At 56.0% G+C, this 16,963-nt stretch carries 12 protein-coding genes, 2 tRNA genes and 5 other RNA genes; 8 read left to right on the forward strand and 11 right to left on the reverse strand.

The genetic code is table 11. The features are described 5' to 3' along the window. Position 1 precedes the first annotated feature (1 nt). Positions 2–1,780 carry a nitrate/nitrite two-component system sensor histidine kinase NarX gene (gene narX / locus OQV00_RS10170; protein ID WP_234580297.1) on the reverse strand — a complete coding sequence of 593 codons (1,779 nt, stop codon included), beginning with the start codon at positions 1,778–1,780 and terminating at the stop codon, positions 2–4. A 311-nt stretch (positions 1,781–2,091) separates the two neighbouring features. On the opposite strand from narX, the gene OQV00_RS10175 reads away from it, so the two are divergent. The 5 genes from OQV00_RS10175 to narI all read left to right on the forward strand — a co-directional run bounded on the left by OQV00_RS10175 (position 2,092) and on the right by narI (position 10,490). Further along, positions 2,092–3,483: a NarK family nitrate/nitrite MFS transporter gene (locus OQV00_RS10175; protein ID WP_004863461.1), complete on the forward strand. Its 1,392-nt coding sequence runs from the start codon at positions 2,092–2,094 to the stop codon at positions 3,481–3,483. A 344-nt stretch (positions 3,484–3,827) separates the two neighbouring features. Continuing rightward, positions 3,828–7,571, forward strand: coding sequence for a nitrate reductase subunit alpha (locus OQV00_RS10180; protein ID WP_032717155.1), 3,744 nt, complete (start codon positions 3,828–3,830; stop codon positions 7,569–7,571). Next, positions 7,568–9,106 (forward strand): nitrate reductase subunit beta, encoded by a 1,539-nt coding sequence (gene narH, locus OQV00_RS10185; protein WP_015584094.1) that lies wholly within the window; start codon positions 7,568–7,570, stop codon positions 9,104–9,106. Before OQV00_RS10180 ends, narH begins: the two co-directional genes overlap by 4 nt. Beyond that, complete coding sequence (narJ, locus tag OQV00_RS10190; RefSeq protein ID WP_004863449.1) at positions 9,103–9,813, forward strand: nitrate reductase molybdenum cofactor assembly chaperone; 711 nt, start codon at positions 9,103–9,105, stop codon at positions 9,811–9,813. The genes narH and narJ overlap by 4 nt, the downstream gene beginning before the upstream one ends. Further along, the gene (gene narI / locus OQV00_RS10195; protein ID WP_266280270.1) at positions 9,813–10,490 is read left to right on the forward strand and encodes a respiratory nitrate reductase subunit gamma; all 678 of its coding nucleotides are present in this window, start codon (positions 9,813–9,815) and stop codon (positions 10,488–10,490) included. Before narJ ends, narI begins: the two co-directional genes overlap by 1 nt. Before the next feature lie 18 nt (positions 10,491–10,508). Here narI and OQV00_RS10200 read toward each other — a convergent pair whose 3' ends face one another. Next, positions 10,509–11,405, reverse strand: coding sequence for a DMT family transporter (locus OQV00_RS10200; RefSeq protein WP_004863441.1), 897 nt, complete (start codon positions 11,403–11,405; stop codon positions 10,509–10,511). A 108-nt stretch (positions 11,406–11,513) separates the two neighbouring features. On the opposite strand from OQV00_RS10200, the gene OQV00_RS10205 reads away from it, so the two are divergent. Beyond that, positions 11,514–11,957 carry an Lrp/AsnC family transcriptional regulator gene (locus OQV00_RS10205; RefSeq protein WP_266280273.1) on the forward strand — a complete coding sequence of 148 codons (444 nt, stop codon included), beginning with the start codon at positions 11,514–11,516 and terminating at the stop codon, positions 11,955–11,957. Between the two features lie 119 nt (positions 11,958–12,076). Here the strand turns inward: OQV00_RS10205 and OQV00_RS10210 are convergent. From OQV00_RS10210 to OQV00_RS10250, 9 genes are all read right to left on the reverse strand, one after another. Further along, positions 12,077–12,207, reverse strand: a non-coding RNA gene (locus tag OQV00_RS10210) — RtT sRNA. 46 nt (positions 12,208–12,253) lie between these two features. Further along, positions 12,254–12,383, reverse strand: a non-coding RNA gene (locus OQV00_RS10215) — RtT sRNA. Positions 12,384–12,429: 46 nt separating this feature from the next. Beyond that, positions 12,430–12,559: non-coding RNA, RtT sRNA (locus tag OQV00_RS10220), on the reverse strand. A 46-nt stretch (positions 12,560–12,605) separates the two neighbouring features. Continuing rightward, a tRNA-Tyr gene (locus tag OQV00_RS10225) sits at positions 12,606–12,690 on the reverse strand. Between the two features lie 31 nt (positions 12,691–12,721). Beyond that, positions 12,722–12,853, reverse strand: a non-coding RNA gene (locus OQV00_RS10230) — RtT sRNA. A gap of 43 nt (positions 12,854–12,896) precedes the next feature. Then, positions 12,897–13,028: non-coding RNA, RtT sRNA (locus OQV00_RS10235), on the reverse strand. A gap of 43 nt (positions 13,029–13,071) precedes the next feature. After that, positions 13,072–13,156: transfer RNA gene (locus OQV00_RS10240), tRNA-Tyr, on the reverse strand. Positions 13,157–13,315: 159 nt separating this feature from the next. Continuing rightward, a complete protein-coding gene (gene purU, locus OQV00_RS10245) occupies positions 13,316–14,158 on the reverse strand; it encodes a formyltetrahydrofolate deformylase (protein ID WP_266280275.1) in 843 nt (280 codons plus the stop codon). 43 nt (positions 14,159–14,201) lie between these two features. After that, positions 14,202–14,660, reverse strand: coding sequence for a YchJ family protein (locus OQV00_RS10250; protein WP_032716493.1), 459 nt, complete (start codon positions 14,658–14,660; stop codon positions 14,202–14,204). A gap of 111 nt (positions 14,661–14,771) precedes the next feature. Between OQV00_RS10250 and rssA the strand changes: the two genes are divergently transcribed. Together rssA and rssB are read left to right on the forward strand one after the other, a co-directional pair. Then, positions 14,772–15,668, forward strand: a complete 897-nt coding sequence (gene rssA, locus OQV00_RS10255) for a patatin-like phospholipase RssA (RefSeq protein WP_004863428.1) — start codon at positions 14,772–14,774, stop codon at positions 15,666–15,668. 90 nt (positions 15,669–15,758) lie between these two features. Further along, on the forward strand, positions 15,759–16,772 hold the full coding sequence (rssB, locus tag OQV00_RS10260; protein ID WP_004863426.1) for a two-component system response regulator RssB: 1,014 nt from the start codon (positions 15,759–15,761) through the stop codon (positions 16,770–16,772). Positions 16,773–16,963: the final 191 nt, after the last annotated feature.

Genomic DNA, 16,963 nt, shown 5'->3' on the forward strand with positions numbered 1-16,963 from the left:
CTTATTGGATTGAAAACGATTTTTCCGGGATAAAAGTGACGACCACTTCGGTACCGCCGTTTTCCCGGCGACGAACCTGACAGTCTCCGCGCAAACTCTGGGCGCGATCCCGCATGATAATTAAGCCGTAATGGTTGCTTCGTTCCGCCTGATCGGGCACGCCGCGGCCGTTGTCTGCAACCACCAGCCGTACCTGGTTGTCCCGTAGCGAAACGGTCACGGTCACTTCGGTCGCCTGCGCGTGCTTCAGCGCATTGCTCAGCGCCTCACGAGCGATTTGCAGGACGTGAATAGCCTGATGAGACGGGACAAAGCGCGGCGGTAGCTGGTAATCAAGCTGGACGGTAAAGCCAAAATGGGCGCTATACTCCTGGCAGCTGGACTCCAGCGCCGGGCGCAGTCCTGGTTCGGTTAATTGCAGGCGGAAGGTCGTCAGCAGTTCACGCAGCTGTGCCCACGACGTATTCAGCTCATTGCGAATCTGGCCCAGCAGCTGGCGGCTCTCTTCCGGCAGGTTTTCGCCCTGCATTTGTAAACAGCTGACCTGCATTTTCATACAGGAGAGCGATTGGGCGATGGAGTCATGCAGCTCGCGGGCGATGGTGGAGCGCTCCTCCATCACGATCAGCTGCTGCTGATGCTCCTGGTGCCTGTCGAGCGCCAGCGTGGAGGTTAGCTGCTCGACTAACGTATCGACCAGCTGCTGCTGATCGTGACTCAGGTGACGGCCTACGGGCAACGTCGCCAGCAGGATCCCGTACTGGTTGTGGGCATCGGACAGCCGCCATTTCAGCGTGGTGCCGGCATCCGGCAGCGGCGGCAGATCGCGCGGACATAAATAGCAGCCTTTGTCATCGCACTCTAAGTCTGAGTGACAGGCGAACTCCTGATGATTGTCCTCATCTTCGAAGTCGTACACCCGCACCTCAATATCACGCAGCAGCGTCAGCCCCTGCAGGCCGTTGAGCACCGGTGAAATACGTTCACAAAGCGGGGCGCTGGAGTGCAGACGACGGTTGGCCTGCCACAGAAAGGCGAGGATTTCATTTTTCTGCTCCAGGCCGGCGGTTTTTTCCTGTACTCGTCGTTCGAGTACCGAATAGCTTTCCGCCAGCTCTTTTGACATGTTGTTAAGCGCCATACCGAGGCTGGCCATCTCATTGCGGCCGCTGATATGGACGCGTTGGGTAAAATCACGATGGCTGACCGCCCGGGCCATGGCCAGCAGCTGTTTCCACGGGCGCAGCAGACGGGCCCGCAGCCAGACGATAGTGAACAGAAACAGCAGCGCCATGCCGATAGCCATCACCCGCTGCAGCCAGACGACGTAGCGGATGCGCTGCTCGGTGGTGTGATCAAAAGAGGTGACCAGGTGGTCTATCCGGTCGACAAAGCTGGCGACATCCGTGGCGACGGTAGCCTGATTCTGCGCATGTTTCATCCCCGGCGCCAGTTCCAGCTGCCAGTACTGCTGTAGCGCTTTAAGCTGGCTATCCTGGCCGTCTCTGAGGGCGGCATTCTGCAGCTCTTCGCTGAAGACGGTGGCGTTCATGTCGTCGAGCAGCTTGCTATCGCCCTCGGTGAGCGGGATTGCCGCCAGCAGACGATAGCTTTGCATTCTCAGCGAACCGGCTTTATTGATCGCGTGTGCGCTGCCCTGTACGCCGTGTACCAGACGGGCAGAGATACCGATTCCTGCGACGCCAATCGCTGTCGATAGCAGCACGATTAACGCCAGTTGATTCACTAACGTAAGCGGGGTAAAAAGACGTTTTAACATAGCGTGCGTGGCTCCTGACCGGCAAACCATCCGGGAGTGGCGTCTATTCTCGGATATCCCATGGAGTATACCCATACCCATAAGGGATTACCCCTTAATTGTCGGTGGTGGGTAGGTTTGCGGGAGACGATGGCTTAAACCCGGCAGCCATGTGAAAAACCACACTTTTTTTAGCGAAAATGGCTACTCACTTCGGGTGATGGGCTTTTTTTAAGCAATTTAATGACCACTTTTCCTTTGATTTATATCAACTTACCGCCCTCTGTAACCCCTAAGGTAGCGGCAGGATATATGAATAATCAGAGGTATTTATGAGTCAATCTTCCCTACCGGAGAAGGCCAGTACTTCAGTCATCACCGACTGGCGTCCTGAAGATCCCGAGTTCTGGCAGCAGCGCGGCCACCGCGTTGCAAGCCGGAATTTGTGGATCTCCGTTCCCTGTCTGCTGCTGGCGTTTTGCGTCTGGATGTTGTTCAGCGCGGTGGCGGTCAATCTGAATAAGGTCGGCTTCCAGTTCTCGACCGACCAGCTGTTTATGTTGACCGCGCTGCCGGCGCTCTCCGGGGCGTTATTGCGTGTTCCCTATGCCTTTATGGTTCCGCTGTTTGGTGGCCGTCGCTGGACCGCCTTCAGTACCGGGATCATGATCGTCCCCTGCGTGTGGCTGGGCTTCGCGGTGCAGGATACCTCTACGCCGTTCAGCGTCTTTGTGATCATCTCTCTGCTTTGCGGTTTTGCCGGGGCGAACTTTGCTTCCAGCATGGCCAACATCAGCTTCTTCTTCCCGAAACAGAAGCAGGGCGGCGCCCTCGGTCTTAACGGCGGCCTTGGCAATATGGGCGTCAGCGTGATGCAGCTGGTTGCCCCGCTGGTGGTTTCACTGTCTATTTTCGCCGTCTTTGGCGGTACGGGCAGCGAGCAGCCGGACGGTTCCATGCTGTATCTGGAAAACGCGGCGTGGATCTGGGTGCCGTTCCTGATTATCTTCACCCTGGCGGCGTGGTTCTTTATGAACGATCTGTCGGCGTCGAAGGCATCGTTGAGCGAGCAGCTGCCGGTACTGAAGCGCGCCCATCTGTGGGTTATGGCGCTGCTCTATCTGGCCACTTTTGGCTCATTCATCGGCTTCTCGGCGGGCTTTGCGATGCTGTCGAAAACCCAGTTCCCGGATGTTCAGATTCTGCACTTTGCCTTCTTCGGGCCGTTTATCGGCGCGCTGGCGCGTTCGATGGGCGGGGCTATCTCTGACCGTCTGGGCGGTACCCGCGTCACGCTGGTGAACTTTGTGGTGATGGCTATCTTCAGCGGCCTGCTGTTCCTGACGCTGCCAACGAATGGCGTCGGCGGCAGCTTCATTGCCTTCTTCGGCGTATTTATGGTGCTGTTCCTGACCGCCGGTCTGGGCAGCGCGTCTACCTTCCAGATGATTTCGGTTATCTTCCGTAAAATGACGATGGAACGCGTAAAAGCGCAGGGCGGTAATGAAGAGCAGGCGATGCGTGAAGCCGCAACGGATACGGCGGCAGCGCTGGGCTTTATCTCTGCCATCGGCGCTATCGGCGGGTTCTTTATCCCGAAAGCGTTTGGTATTTCTCTGGAACTAACCGGTTCTCCGGCTGGCGCCATGAAGATCTTTTTCGTCTTCTATGTTGCTTGCGTTCTGATTACCTGGGCGGTTTACGGTCGTAAGCAGAAGTCTTAAGCCATCTCTGTTTGCTCACGGGGCGCAATGTATATTGCGCCCCTTTTTTATGTCGTCAGGACTGAATTCAACCCGCCGACAGGGGTATCTACCCCTTAATACCCTGGCGCACGCCACAGGCGTACAACAATCGCTCATTTTTCATTAAATTCCTTAAAAAACATAAAGATAAAAAATAGAAAATGCTACCACTTCGGAGGTATTTGTCGCTTGAGGGGCTATTTATAAGCCCTATCGCATTGATCGTTATCAATTCTCTCCCTCTTTCATAGCGTTACCTTCGCTGCAAATCCAGCAATGTCGATTTATCAGAGAGCCGTCAGGCTCCAAACAGGAGAAACCCGATGAGTAAATTCCTGGACCGGTTTCGCTACTTCAAACAGAAGGGTGAAACCTTTGCCGATGGGCATGGCCAGCTTCTAAAAACCAACCGGGACTGGGAGGATGGATACCGCCAGCGCTGGCAGCATGACAAAATTGTGCGCTCCACTCACGGGGTAAACTGCACCGGCTCATGCAGCTGGAAGATTTACGTTAAAAACGGTCTCGTCACCTGGGAAACCCAGCAGACCGACTATCCGCGTACTCGCCCGGATATGCCAAACCACGAGCCTCGCGGCTGCCCGCGTGGCGCCAGCTACTCCTGGTATCTCTACAGCGCCAACCGTCTGAAGTATCCGCTGATGCGCAAACGGCTGATGAAAATGTGGCGCGAAGCGAAAGCGCAGCATTCAGATCCGGTGCATGCCTGGGCATCCATTATTGAAGACGCCGATAAAGCCAAAAGCTTCAAACAGGCGCGTGGGCGCGGCGGTTTCGTTCGTTCCTCCTGGCAGGAAGTGAATGAGCTGATCGCGGCTTCTAACGTCTACACCGTCAAAACCTACGGCCCGGACCGCGTGGCCGGCTTCTCGCCAATCCCGGCGATGTCGATGGTCTCCTATGCCTCCGGCGCGCGCTATCTGTCGCTGATTGGCGGCACCTGTCTCAGCTTCTATGACTGGTACTGCGATCTGCCGCCGGCCTCCCCGCAGACCTGGGGCGAGCAGACCGACGTCCCTGAATCAGCCGACTGGTATAACTCCAGCTACATTATCGCCTGGGGCTCCAACGTACCGCAGACCCGTACGCCGGACGCGCACTTCTTCACCGAAGTTCGCTATAAAGGCACCAAGACCGTGGCGATTACTCCGGACTACGCCGAGATCGCCAAGCTGTGCGACCTGTGGCTGGCGCCGAAGCAGGGCACCGATGCGGCGATGGCGCTGGCGATGGGCCACGTCATGCTCCGCGAATTCCACCTCGATAAACCGAGCCAGTATTTCACCGACTACGTTCGCCGTTACAGCGATATGCCGATGTTGGTGATGCTGGAAGAGCGAGACGGCTATTACGCCGCGGGCCGCATGCTGCGCGCGGCCGACCTGGTGGATGGTCTGGGCCAGGAAGAACATCCGGAATGGAAAACCGTCGCCTTTGATGAAAAAGGTGAAATGATGGCGCCGAACGGCTCTATCGGCTATCGCTGGGGTGAAAAAGGGAAATGGAACCTTGAGCAGCGTAATGGTACCACCGGCGAAGAGGTTGAACTGCGCCTGAGCCTGCTCGGCAGCCACGACGATGTGGCGCAGGTTGGCTTCCCGTACTTCGGCGGTGACGGCACCGAACACTTCGCCAGCGTTGAACTGGAAAACATTCTGCTGCACAAGCTGCCGGTGAAACGCCTGCAGCTGGCGGATGGCACCACCGCGCTGGTGACTACCGTCTACGATCTGACCATGGCCAACTACGGTCTGGATCGCGGCCTCAACGATGAAAACTGCGCAACCAGCTACGACGATCTTAAAGCGTATACCCCGGCGTGGGCTGAAAAAATTACCGGCGTCTCCCGCGCGCACATCATTCGTACCGCGCGTGAATTTGCCGATAACGCCGATAAGACCCACGGTCGTTCGATGATCATTGTCGGTGCCGGTCTGAACCACTGGTACCACCTCGATATGAATTATCGTGGTCTGATCAACATGCTGGTCTTCTGCGGCTGCGTCGGCCAGAGCGGCGGCGGTTGGGCGCACTACGTGGGCCAGGAAAAACTGCGTCCGCAGACCGGCTGGCAGCCGCTGGCGTTTGCACTCGACTGGCAGCGTCCGGCGCGTCACATGAACAGCACCTCTTACTTCTATAACCACTCCAGCCAGTGGCGTTATGAAACCGTCACCGCGCAGGAGCTGCTGTCGCCGCTGGCGGACAAGTCGCGCTACAGCGGCCACATGCTGGACTTCAACGTACGCGCGGAACGCATGGGCTGGTTACCGTCGGCGCCTCAGCTGGGCACCAACCCGCTGCGCATTGCCGATGCGGCGAAAAAAGCTGGCATGAGCGCGGTGGATTACACCGTTAAATCCCTGAAAGAAGGCTCGATTCGCTTTGCGGCGGAGCAGCCGGAAAACGGCAAAAACCATCCGCGCAACCTGTTTATCTGGCGTTCCAACCTGCTGGGCTCCTCCGGTAAAGGCCACGAGTACATGCTGAAGTACCTGCTGGGTACCGAGCACGGTATTCAGGGGCTGGATCTGGGCAAGCAGGGCGGCGTGAAGCCGGAAGAGGTGGAGTGGCGAGATAACGGCCTCGACGGCAAACTGGATCTGGTGGTGACGCTGGACTTCCGTCTGTCGAGCACCTGTCTCTATTCTGACATCGTGCTGCCGACCGCCACCTGGTACGAAAAAGACGACATGAATACCTCGGATATGCATCCGTTTATTCACCCGCTGTCTGCCGCCGTCGACCCGGCCTGGGAATCGAAAAGCGATTGGGAAATCTACAAAGGCATCGCGAGGAAATTCTCCGAAGTCTGCGTCGGTCATCTGGGTAAAGAAACCGACGTGGTTACGCTGCCTATTCAGCACGACTCCGCCGCCGAACTGGCGCAGCCGCTGGACGTCAAGGACTGGAAAAAAGGCGAGTGCGACCTGATTCCCGGTAAAACCGCGCCGCATATCATTCCGGTTGAGCGCGACTACCCGGCAACCTATGAACGCTTCACCTCTATCGGTCCGCTGATGGAGAAAATCGGTAACGGGGGCAAAGGTATCGCCTGGAACACCCAGAGCGAAATGGACCTGCTGCGTAAGCTCAACTACACCAAGGCGGACGGCCCGGCAAAAGGCCAGCCGATGCTGGATACGGCGATTGACGCGGCAGAAATGATCCTCACGCTGGCGCCGGAAACCAATGGCCAGGTGGCGGTGAAAGCCTGGGCGGCGCTGAGCGAATTTACCGGTCGCGACCATACTCACCTGGCGCTCAACAAAGAAGACGAGAAGATCCGCTTCCGTGATATTCAGGCGCAGCCGCGCAAGATTATCTCCAGCCCGACCTGGTCTGGCCTGGAAGACGAGCATGTCTCCTACAACGCCGGTTATACCAACGTTCATGAGCTGATTCCGTGGCGTACGCTTTCTGGTCGCCAGTCCCTCTATCAGGATCATCAGTGGATGCGCGACTTCGGTGAAAGCCTGCTGGTGTACCGTCCGCCGATCGACACCCGCTCGGTGAAATCGGTGATGGGAGAGAAGTCCAACGGCAACCCGGAGAAGGCGCTGAACTTCCTCACGCCGCACCAGAAATGGGGCATTCACTCCACCTACAGCGACAACCTGCTGATGCTGACTTTAGGTCGCGGTGGGCCGGTCGTCTGGATGAGCGAAGAAGATGCCAAAGAGATTGGGGTTGAAGACAACGACTGGATTGAAGTTTTCAACAACAACGGCGCGCTGACCGCACGAGCGGTAGTGAGCCAGCGTGTGCCGGCCGGGATGACCATGATGTACCACGCGCAGGAACGTATCGTAAACCTGCCGGGGTCAGAAATTACCGGGCAGCGCGGCGGTATTCATAACTCGGTGACGCGTATTACGCCGAAACCGACCCATATGATCGGTGGCTATGCGCACCTGGCATATGGCTTTAACTACTATGGCACCGTCGGTTCTAACCGCGATGAGTTCGTAGTAGTCCGTAAGATGAAGAACATTAACTGGCTGGATGGCGAAGGCAATGACCAGGTACAGGAGAGCGTAAAATGAAAATTCGTTCACAAGTCGGCATGGTGCTGAATCTCGATAAATGCATCGGCTGTCATACCTGCTCAGTGACCTGCAAAAACGTCTGGACCAGCCGTGAAGGAACCGAGTACGCGTGGTTCAACAACGTTGAAACCAAGCCCGGTACCGGCTTCCCGACCAACTGGGAAGATCAGGAAAAATGGAAGGGCGGCTGGATCCGTAAGATCAACGGCAAGCTGGTGCCGCGCATGGGTAACAAAGCGCTGCTGCTGGGTAAAATCTTTGCTAACCCGCATCTGCCGGGTCTGGACGATTACTACGAGCCGTTTGATTTTGACTACCAGACGCTGCACAACGCGCCGGCAGACAGCAAAGCGCAGCCCATCGCGCGTCCGCGCTCGCTGATTACCGGTCAGCGGATGGACAAGATCGAGAAAGGCCCGAACTGGGAAGACGATCTGGGCGGTGAGTTCGAGAAGCTGTCGAAAGACAAAAACTTCGAGAACATGCAGAAAGCGATGTACGGCCAGTTCGAAAACACCTTCATGATGTATCTGCCGCGCCTGTGCGAGCACTGCCTCAACCCGGCGTGCGTGGCAACGTGCCCGAGCGGCGCTATCTACAAACGTGAAGAAGACGGCATTGTGCTGATCGATCAGGACAAATGCCGCGGCTGGCGGATGTGTATTACCGGCTGCCCGTACAAGAAGATCTACTTCAACTGGAAGAGCGGCAAATCCGAGAAATGTATCTTCTGCTACCCGCGTATTGAAGCGGGTCAGCCGACGGTCTGCTCTGAGACGTGCGTCGGGCGTATTCGTTACCTTGGCGTGCTGCTGTACGACGCGGATGCGATTGAGCAGGCGGCCAGCACCGAGAACGAGAAAGACCTGTACCAGCGTCAGCTGGACGTGTTCCTCGATCCGCACGATCCGAAAGTGATTGAGCAGGCGCAGAAAGACGGCATTCCGCTGAGCGTCATTGATGCGGCGCAAAAATCGCCGGTCTATAAAATGGCGATGGACTGGAAGCTGGCTCTGCCGCTGCACCCGGAATATCGCACGCTGCCGATGGTCTGGTATGTGCCGCCTCTGTCGCCGATCCAGTCCGCCGCCGATGCGGGGGAACTGGGCAGCAACGGCATCCTGCCGGATGTCGAAAGCCTGCGTATCCCGGTCCAGTATCTGGCCAACCTGCTGACCGCAGGCGATACCCAGCCGGTGCTGCTGGCGCTGAAACGCATGCTGGCGATGCGTCACTTCAAACGTACGGAAACCGTCGATGGGGTTATCGATACGCGGGCGCTGGAAGAGGTCGGGCTGACCGAAGCGCAGGCGCAGGAGATGTACCGCTATCTGGCGATTGCCAACTACGAAGACCGTTTCGTGGTGCCGAGCAGCCATCGTGAGCTGGCGCGCGAAGCCTTCCCGGAGAAAAACGGCTGTGGCTTTAGCTTCGGTGACGGCTGTCACGGGTCTGATTCGTCCTTCAACCTGTTCAACAGCCGCCGCATCGATGCCGTGGATGTGACCAGCAAAACGGAGCCGCACGCATGATCGAACTCGTGGTTGTTTCACGTCTGCTTGAGTACCCGGATGCGGACTTATGGCAGCATCAAAATGAACTCTTCGACGTTCTGGCTACGTCAGAGAAACTGGAAAAAGCGGATGCCCAGGCCCTGGGCGTCTTCCTGCGTGATTTAACCGCGCAGGATCTGCTGGATGCCCAGGCCGCCTACAGCGAACTGTTTGACCGGGGGCGCGCAACCTCGCTGCTGCTGTTTGAGCACGTGCACGGCGAATCTCGTGACCGCGGGCAGGCGATGGTCGATCTGCTGAACCAGTATGAGCAGCACGGTCTGGTGCTCGACAGCCGCGAGCTGCCCGATCATCTGCCGCTGTATCTGGAATATCTCGCGCAGCTGCCGGAGAGCGAAGCCATTGGCGGTCTGCAGGATATCGCGCCGATTCTGGCGCTGCTTTGCGCGCGTCTGCAGCAGCGTGAAAGCCGCTATGCCGTTCTGTTTGAACAGCTGCTGAAGCTGGCAAACAGTGCGCTAGATGAAGCGAAAGTTGCGGAAAAAATCGCTGATGAAGCGCGTGACGATACGCCGCAGGCGCTGGATGCCGTCTGGGAAGAAGAACAGGTGAAATTCTTTGCCGATCAAGGCTGCGGTGAGTCCGATATCGCCGCTCACCAGCGTCGTTTTGCCGGAGCCGTGGCCCCGCAATATTTGAATATCTCTAACGGAGGACAGCAATAATGCACTTCCTGAATATGTTCTTCTTTGACATCTATCCCTACATTGCCGGAGCGGTGTTCCTGATTGGGAGCTGGCTGCGCTACGATTACGGACAGTACACCTGGCGCGCCGCCTCCAGTCAGATGCTGGATCGCAAAGGGATGAATCTGGCGTCTAACCTGTTCCACATCGGGATTCTGGGGATTTTCGCCGGACACTTCCTTGGGATGCTGACGCCGCACTGGATGTATGAAGCGTGGCTGCCGCTGGAAGTGAAGCAGAAAATGGCGATGTTTGCCGGCGGCGCCTCCGGCGTGATGTGTCTGGTGGGGGGCGTGCTGTTGCTGAAACGTCGTCTGTTCAGCCCGCGCGTACGGGCAACCACGACCGGTGCCGATATTCTGGTGCTCTCCGTGCTGATTCTCCAGTGTGCGCTGGGCCTGCTGACTATTCCGTTCTCCGCCCGGCATATGGATGGCAGCGAAATGATGAAGCTGGTGAACTGGGCACAGTCCGTGGTGACGTTCCACGGCGGGGCGTCCGCATACCTGGACGGCGTCGCCTTTATTTTCCGTATGCACCTGGTGCTGGGGATGACGCTGTTCCTGCTGTTCCCGTTCTCCCGTCTGGTACATATCTGGAGCGTGCCGGTAGAATACCTGACGCGCAGATATCAGATAGTCCGCGCCCGCCGCTGATCGCCCGGTCCGGCAGAATTATACCCCGCTCTGGCGGGGTTTTTTGTGGCCAGACGCCAGCCTGTCGCCCCAGCCGAGATTATTTCCCGCCGCCGCAAACAGAATCAGCAGGCCTCCGACCAACTGCACCGGCGTCAGCGCATGATGGAAGAGCAGATAATCGACAACCATCGCCACAAGCGGATAGATAAAGGAGAGCGTACCGGTTATGGGCGTCGGCAGTTTCTGAATCGCGCTATAGAGCAACTGGTACATAATGCCGGTATGCACAATGCCCAGAATCAGCAGGTAATGCCAGGGGAACGCGGCGGTGAAATCGGGGGCGTGAACCAGCGGTAGCAGCATGATTGTCCCGACGATAACCTGAATAAAGGCTATATGCTGAGGCGGAAGCGGACGCAGCTTGCGGGCGATCATCGCAGTCAAGGCGTAGAAAAAGGCGGCGCCAAGGGCCAGCGCAATACCCGTAGCCAGCTGGCTACCATGAGCCTGCATCAGCTCGCTGGAGAGCAGGACGACCACGCCGAAAAAAGCCAACGTTAGCCAGCCCCATTTAATCAGCGTCACCCGCTCGCCTGTCAGCATTCCCATCAGTACCAGCATAAACGGCTGAGTGTTATACACCACGGTAGCCATGCCAATCGAAATTCGGGCGTAAGCGGCAAACAGCAGCAGCCAGTTAATGACCAGCGCGATGCCACCGAGGATCGCCAGCAGTAGCGTTAGCCGCGTGAGTTGGCTGAACGGCTGTCGGCTGAAAGAGATAAACCCCAGTAAGGTCAGGGCGCCAATCAGGCAACGCCAGAAGACCACATCGATAACCGGCAAGCCGGAGAGTAAAACGAAGGCGCCGATCGAACCCGAAATGATCATCGCCAGACTCATTTGCCAGACGCCCGTTACTGTATGTGCCATTTTTCTACCTCCGTGATGATGCCGATATTGTCGTTAATCTGCTGACAGGTTGACATGCATGATCTAAGGTAAAAGACGAGTATTGCTTTTATTTATCAGGTAAAACGAATGGAACACTTAATTGATAATATCGATCGCGCCATTCTGGCCTGTCTGGCAGAAGATGCGCGTATATCGCTCAAGGTGTTGAGCGCGCGGGTGGGATTGACGTCACCCAGTACCGCAGAGCGGGTGAAGCGACTGGAGGAGCGCGGGGTGATTCAGGGATACGGCGCCCGGGTTAACCTTGCGGCGCTCGGTTATACCCTACAGGCGCTGGTTCGCGTCAGACCGCTACCGGGCTTGCTGCAGAAGGTCGATAAATATATCCAGGCAATGCCAGAATGCATTGAATGTGACAATGTCACGGGCGAGGATTGCTTTGTGATGCGCCTGGTGGTGCGGGATATTGCGCAGCTTGATACCCTGCTGGATGGTCTGGCCGAGCATGCCCAGTGTAATACTTCGATAGTAAAAAGCTCGCCGGTAACCCGCCGTCTGCCGCCGATGTAACGTCACCTGCATAGCAGCATCAATGAGTTAACCGTTTCGCTTGATGCGGAGCTAATTCCCATACGGGCAGAATATAGTGCAAACGAGATGGGTATAACGAAGAAGTCGCAGGAAAGTGATGGTGGCGGGGGAAGGATTATTCGTCGCTTCGCGCCTCACCCTTCGGGTCGTTGCCTGCGGCAACGCTTTCTCGCTGCGCTCGAATCGAACCCTGGTCGAAGCTTCTCATCCTTCCCTGCACGGGCAGAATATGGTGCAAACGAGATGGATATAATGAATAAGTCGCAGGAAAGCGATGGTGGCGGGGGAAGGATTATTCGTCGCTTCGCGCCTCACCCTTCGGGTCGTTGCCTGCGGCAACGCTTTCTCGCTGCGCTCGAATCGAACCTGGTCGAAGCTTCTCATCCTTCCCTGCACGGGCAGAATATGGTGCAAACGAGATGGATATAATGAATAAGTCGCAGGAAAGCGATGGTGGCGGGGGAAGGATTATTCGTCGCTTCGCGCCTCACCCTTCGGGTCGTTGCCTGCGGCAACGCTTTCTCGCTGCGCTCGAATCGAACCTGGTCGAAGCTTCTCATCCTTCCCTGCACGGGCAGAATATGGTGCAAACGAGATGGATATAATGAATAAGTCGCAGGAAAGCGATGGTGGCGGGGGAAGGATTCGAACCTTCGAAGTCGATGACGGCAGATTTACAGTCTGCTCCCTTTGGCCGCTCGGGAACCCCGCCAGGGGTATGAACTACTTGAGCGTAATACTTTTGAGGGTGGTTGAAGGATTATTCATCGCTTCGCGCCTCACTCTTCGGGCCGTTGCCTGCGGCAACGTTCTCTCGCTTTCGCTCGAGTCGAACCTCGGTCGAAGGTTCTCACCCTTCCCGATAAGTGCAAACCTCGCAAAGGCCTACCGGGGTTACCACATTGCTGTGGTGAATAATGGTGGTGGGGGAAGGATTATTCGTCGCTTCGCGCCTCACTCTTCGGGCCGTTGCCTGCGGCAACGTTCTCTCGCTTTTGCTCGAGTCGAACCTCGGTCGAAGGTTCTCACCCTTCCCGATAAGTGCAAACCTCGCTAAGGCCTACCGGGGTTACCACGTTGCTGTGGTGAATAATGGTGGTGGGGGAAGGATTCGAACCTTCGAAGTCGATGACGGCAGATTTACAGTCTGCTCCCTTTGGCCGCTCGGGAACCCCACCACGGGGCAATGCTTAATACTGGCCTGCTTCCTTCTGGGGAAGCGGGGCGCATCATATCAAATGATGCGCCCCTGTAAAGCTTTCCGTTGATAAAATTAAACTGGTTGCCTGAAATTTACGCGTAAAGACGCAATGCTAACCAGTTCATTTCATTATCGATTAAAGAATAATCGTTCGGTTGCCGTAAACAAACACGCGCTGGGCCAGAACCTGATACAGCGCGCGGCTCAGCACATTCTTTTCCACATCGCGGCCCGCTCGCATCATATCTTCCGCCGTATAGGTGTGATTGACATGAATAACATCCTGCATAATGATCGGGCCTTCATCCAGGTTGTCATTAACGTAGTGGGCGGTAGCGCCGATGATCTTCACGCCGCGCTCATAGGCCTGATGATAAGGACGGGCGCCAATAAAGGCTGGCAGGAAGGAGTGATGAATGTTGATAATCTGGTTCGGGAAGCGGGAAACGAATTCCGGCGTCAGAACGCGCATATACTTCGCCAGCACCACATAATCCGGCGCGTAGGATTCAATGGCATCGCCCATTAGCTTGTCGTGTTCTTCGCGCGTCAGCCCTTCGTGACTGACCAGCTGGAACGGGATATCAAAACGTTCGACCAGCGAGCGCAGGGTTTCATGATTGCCGATGACGGCCGCAATCTCAACATCCAGGCCGCCATAGTTGGCTTTCATCAGCAGATCGCCCAGACAGTGCGCTTCTTTGGTGACCAGGATCACCACGCGACGGCGGCCGGCGGGCGTCAGTTCGCGTATAGAGCCTTCCGGCAGCGCGCTATCAAGGTCGGCGAGCAGAATGGCATCATTAAAAATACCTTCCAGTTCGGTACGCATAAAGAAGCGACCGGTACGGTGATCGACAAACTCGTTGTTCTGCACGATATTCAGCTCGTGCTTGTAACAAATATTCGTGATACGCGCGATGAGTCCTTTCTGGTCAGGGCAAATGGTGCGTAGTACTTTACGTTGTAATGAATGCATCGCGAGGAAAATCCTGTAGTGTTTGCTATTGCCGGCGCCAGCTTTACTGGCCGCAGCATTTTTTAAATTTTTTACCTGAACCGCAAGGGCAGGGGTCGTTACGACCAATCAGCGGTCGTGTGCCGTCGATATAATACCACCGTCCATTTTCTTTTAAGAATCTGGAACGTTCAATAATCGCGCCGGGGCGGTTATCGTCGTGATATCGCGCGATGAAACTGACGAAACCCTCGTCGGGGTGACGGCCTTCATCGGTAGCAAATACGGTTAAGCCTTGCCATTGTGTTTTAGCGAACCCCTTTTCCAGATCGTCCCGGAAGTGCTGCGGCTGGCAGGAAGGGTGCCAGGTGGCGATCAGGTAATCGGCATCCTTCATGACAAACGCGCTGTAGCGGGATCGCATCAGCTGTGAGGGATCCGGTGCGGGCAGCGAGCCGCTCAGATATCGCTGACAACATGAGCTATACTCCAGAGCGCTGCCACAAGGGCATAATGGCGACAAATCGGCCTCCATGGAAAAAGAATCACGGCGCATCGGCGCCAAAGTGTTTTATGTTAACTGAGCTGTGGCAATGATGCCATGCTCGGAGTGGAAGGAAGTATACCGGTCATAATGAGAAAGCTTAAAATTGGTCTGGCGTTAGGGGCGGGAGCTGCCCGCGGATGGTCGCATATCGGGACGATTAAAGCGCTACAGCGCGCGGGCATTGAAATTGATATCGTCGCAGGATGTTCAATCGGTGCGCTGGTGGGGGCCGCCTTTGCCTGCAACCGGCTTCCGGTCCTTGAGAAATGGGTCTCCTCTTTTAGCAACTGGGACGTGCTGCGATTGATGGATCTTTCCTGGCGTCGCGGTGGACTGCTGCGCGGTGAGCGCGTATTCAACCGCTTTCGACAGGTATTGCCCGTCTCCGATATTGAGCGCTGCGACCGTCGCTTTGCTGCGGTGGCGACTAATTTAAGCACCGGGCGCGAACTGTGGTTTACCGAGGGCGATTTGCACCAGGCCGTGCGCGCCTCCTGCAGCATGCCGGGCCTGATGTCACCGGTTATGCATAATGGCTACTGGCTAGTCGATGGCGCGGTGGTCAACCCCGTTCCGGTTTCCCTGGCGCGCGCGCTGGGGGCGGATATCGTGATTGCCGTCGACTTACAGCACGATGCGCACCTGATGCAGCAGGATTTGTGGTCAATTGAAAAACCTCAGCCTGAAGAAGACAAAGATTTTTCCTGGCATGCGAGGATTCGCGCGCGTCTGAGCGGAATGACCTCCCGCCGCGCGGCGACGCCAACGGCGATGGAGATTATGTCGACCTCTATTCAGGTGCTGGAAAATCGCCTGAAACGCAATCGTATGGCGGGCGATCCTCCCGATATTCTGCTACAGCCTTTTTGCCCACAAATATCCACGCTTGATTTTCATCGTGCCGGGGAGGCGATTGCCGCCGGACATCAGGCGGTTGAAAAGAAGATGGATGAGCTACTACCCTTGGTGCGCACCGCGGTGTGACGCCATTTAACCAGGACTTAAGTAAATTCTGACAGGCGATAGTGTGAATTGCATGCCACTATTTAACTATCGTCAGCCAGAGGAGAGATCATGACGCAGCCATTGGCGGGAAAACTGATTCTGATAGTTGAAGACGAAGCCGTTTTCCGCTCACTCTTGCACTCCTGGCTAACCTCACTGGGCGCGACAACGGTTCAGGCGGGGGATGGCGTGGAAGCACTCCAGAAAATGGCCGAGTCCAAACCCGACCTGATGATTTGCGACATCTCTATGCCGCGAATGAATGGTCTTGAGCTGGTGGAGCAGCTGCGCAACCGGGGCGAAAAACTGCCGATTCTGATGATTTCGGCAACGGAAAATATGGCCGACATTGCCAAAGCGTTGCGCCTTGGCGTCCAGGATGTGTTGCTAAAGCCGGTAAAAGATTTCAACCGCCTGCGGGAAACGGTGTATGCCTGTCTGTATCCCAATATGTTCAACTCGCGGGTTGAGGAAGAAGAGCGGTTGTTTGAGGACTGGGATGCGCTGGTTAGCGACCCTACCGCAGCGTCAAGGCTACTGCAGGAGCTTCAGCCTCCCGTACAGCAAGAAATTTCGAAGTGCCGTATCCATTATCGTCAGCTGGTGTCGGCGGATAAACCCGGTCTGGTGCTCGATATTGCGCCATTATCGGAAAATGATCTGGCATTCTATTGTCTGGATGTCACACGAGCAGGAGATAATGGGGTGCTTGCGGCGCTGTTGCTGCGGGCTTTGTTTAATGGATTGCTTCAGGAGCAGCTGGCCCATCAGGGGCAGCGCCTGCCGGAAATGGGGAGCCTGTTAAAACAGGTTAACCAATTACTCCGTCAGGCCAATTTACCTGGGCAGTTTCCATTGCTGGTGGGTTATTACCATAGCGGTCTGAAAAATTTGATATTGGTATCCGCAGGTCTGAATGGCACACTCAATACCGGAGAACATCAAATTCAGATTAGCAATGGCGTTCCGTTAGGGACATTGGGTAACGCTTATCTCAACCAAATTAGCCAGCGCTGCGCATCATGGCAGTGCCAAATTTGGGGGGCCGGAGGGCGTTTGCGACTGATGTTGTCTGCGGAATGAACAATTACCGGTTTTTTTAAGCTGGTAGGATTACCGGGTAATCTTTTGCGGTGGTACTATCATTGCGTTTTATAAGTAAAGTCCTAATTCGAGGGAACACAAACCTTTTCAGACCAGGTTTGCCTGAGTGGACTGATATACTCGACACGTTATTATTAACGAAAAGTTTAAAAAACGAACAGTCCAGGAGA

It is taken from the genome of Klebsiella sp. DY2415, assembly GCF_026314315.1.
GTDB lineage: Bacteria > Pseudomonadota > Gammaproteobacteria > Enterobacterales > Enterobacteriaceae > Klebsiella > Klebsiella ornithinolytica.

What these genes read in the sequence shown, in the direction of transcription:
- narX (WP_234580297.1), bottom strand. Translation starts at nt 1,780, where the DNA reads ATGTTAAAACGTCTTTTTACCCCGCTTACGTTAGTGAATCAACTGGCG.
- OQV00_RS10175 (WP_004863461.1), top strand. Translation starts at nt 2,092, where the DNA reads ATGAGTCAATCTTCCCTACCGGAGAAGGCCAGTACTTCAGTCATCACC.
- OQV00_RS10180 (WP_032717155.1), top strand. Translation starts at nt 3,828, where the DNA reads ATGAGTAAATTCCTGGACCGGTTTCGCTACTTCAAACAGAAGGGTGAA.
- narH (WP_015584094.1), top strand. Translation starts at nt 7,568, where the DNA reads ATGAAAATTCGTTCACAAGTCGGCATGGTGCTGAATCTCGATAAATGC.
- narJ (WP_004863449.1), top strand. Translation starts at nt 9,103, where the DNA reads ATGATCGAACTCGTGGTTGTTTCACGTCTGCTTGAGTACCCGGATGCG.
- narI (WP_266280270.1), top strand. Translation starts at nt 9,813, where the DNA reads ATGCACTTCCTGAATATGTTCTTCTTTGACATCTATCCCTACATTGCC.
- OQV00_RS10200 (WP_004863441.1), bottom strand. Translation starts at nt 11,405, where the DNA reads ATGGCACATACAGTAACGGGCGTCTGGCAAATGAGTCTGGCGATGATC.
- OQV00_RS10205 (WP_266280273.1), top strand. Translation starts at nt 11,514, where the DNA reads ATGGAACACTTAATTGATAATATCGATCGCGCCATTCTGGCCTGTCTG.
- purU (WP_266280275.1), bottom strand. Translation starts at nt 14,158, where the DNA reads ATGCATTCATTACAACGTAAAGTACTACGCACCATTTGCCCTGACCAG.
- rssA (WP_004863428.1), top strand. Translation starts at nt 14,772, where the DNA reads ATGAGAAAGCTTAAAATTGGTCTGGCGTTAGGGGCGGGAGCTGCCCGC.
- rssB (WP_004863426.1), top strand. Translation starts at nt 15,759, where the DNA reads ATGACGCAGCCATTGGCGGGAAAACTGATTCTGATAGTTGAAGACGAA.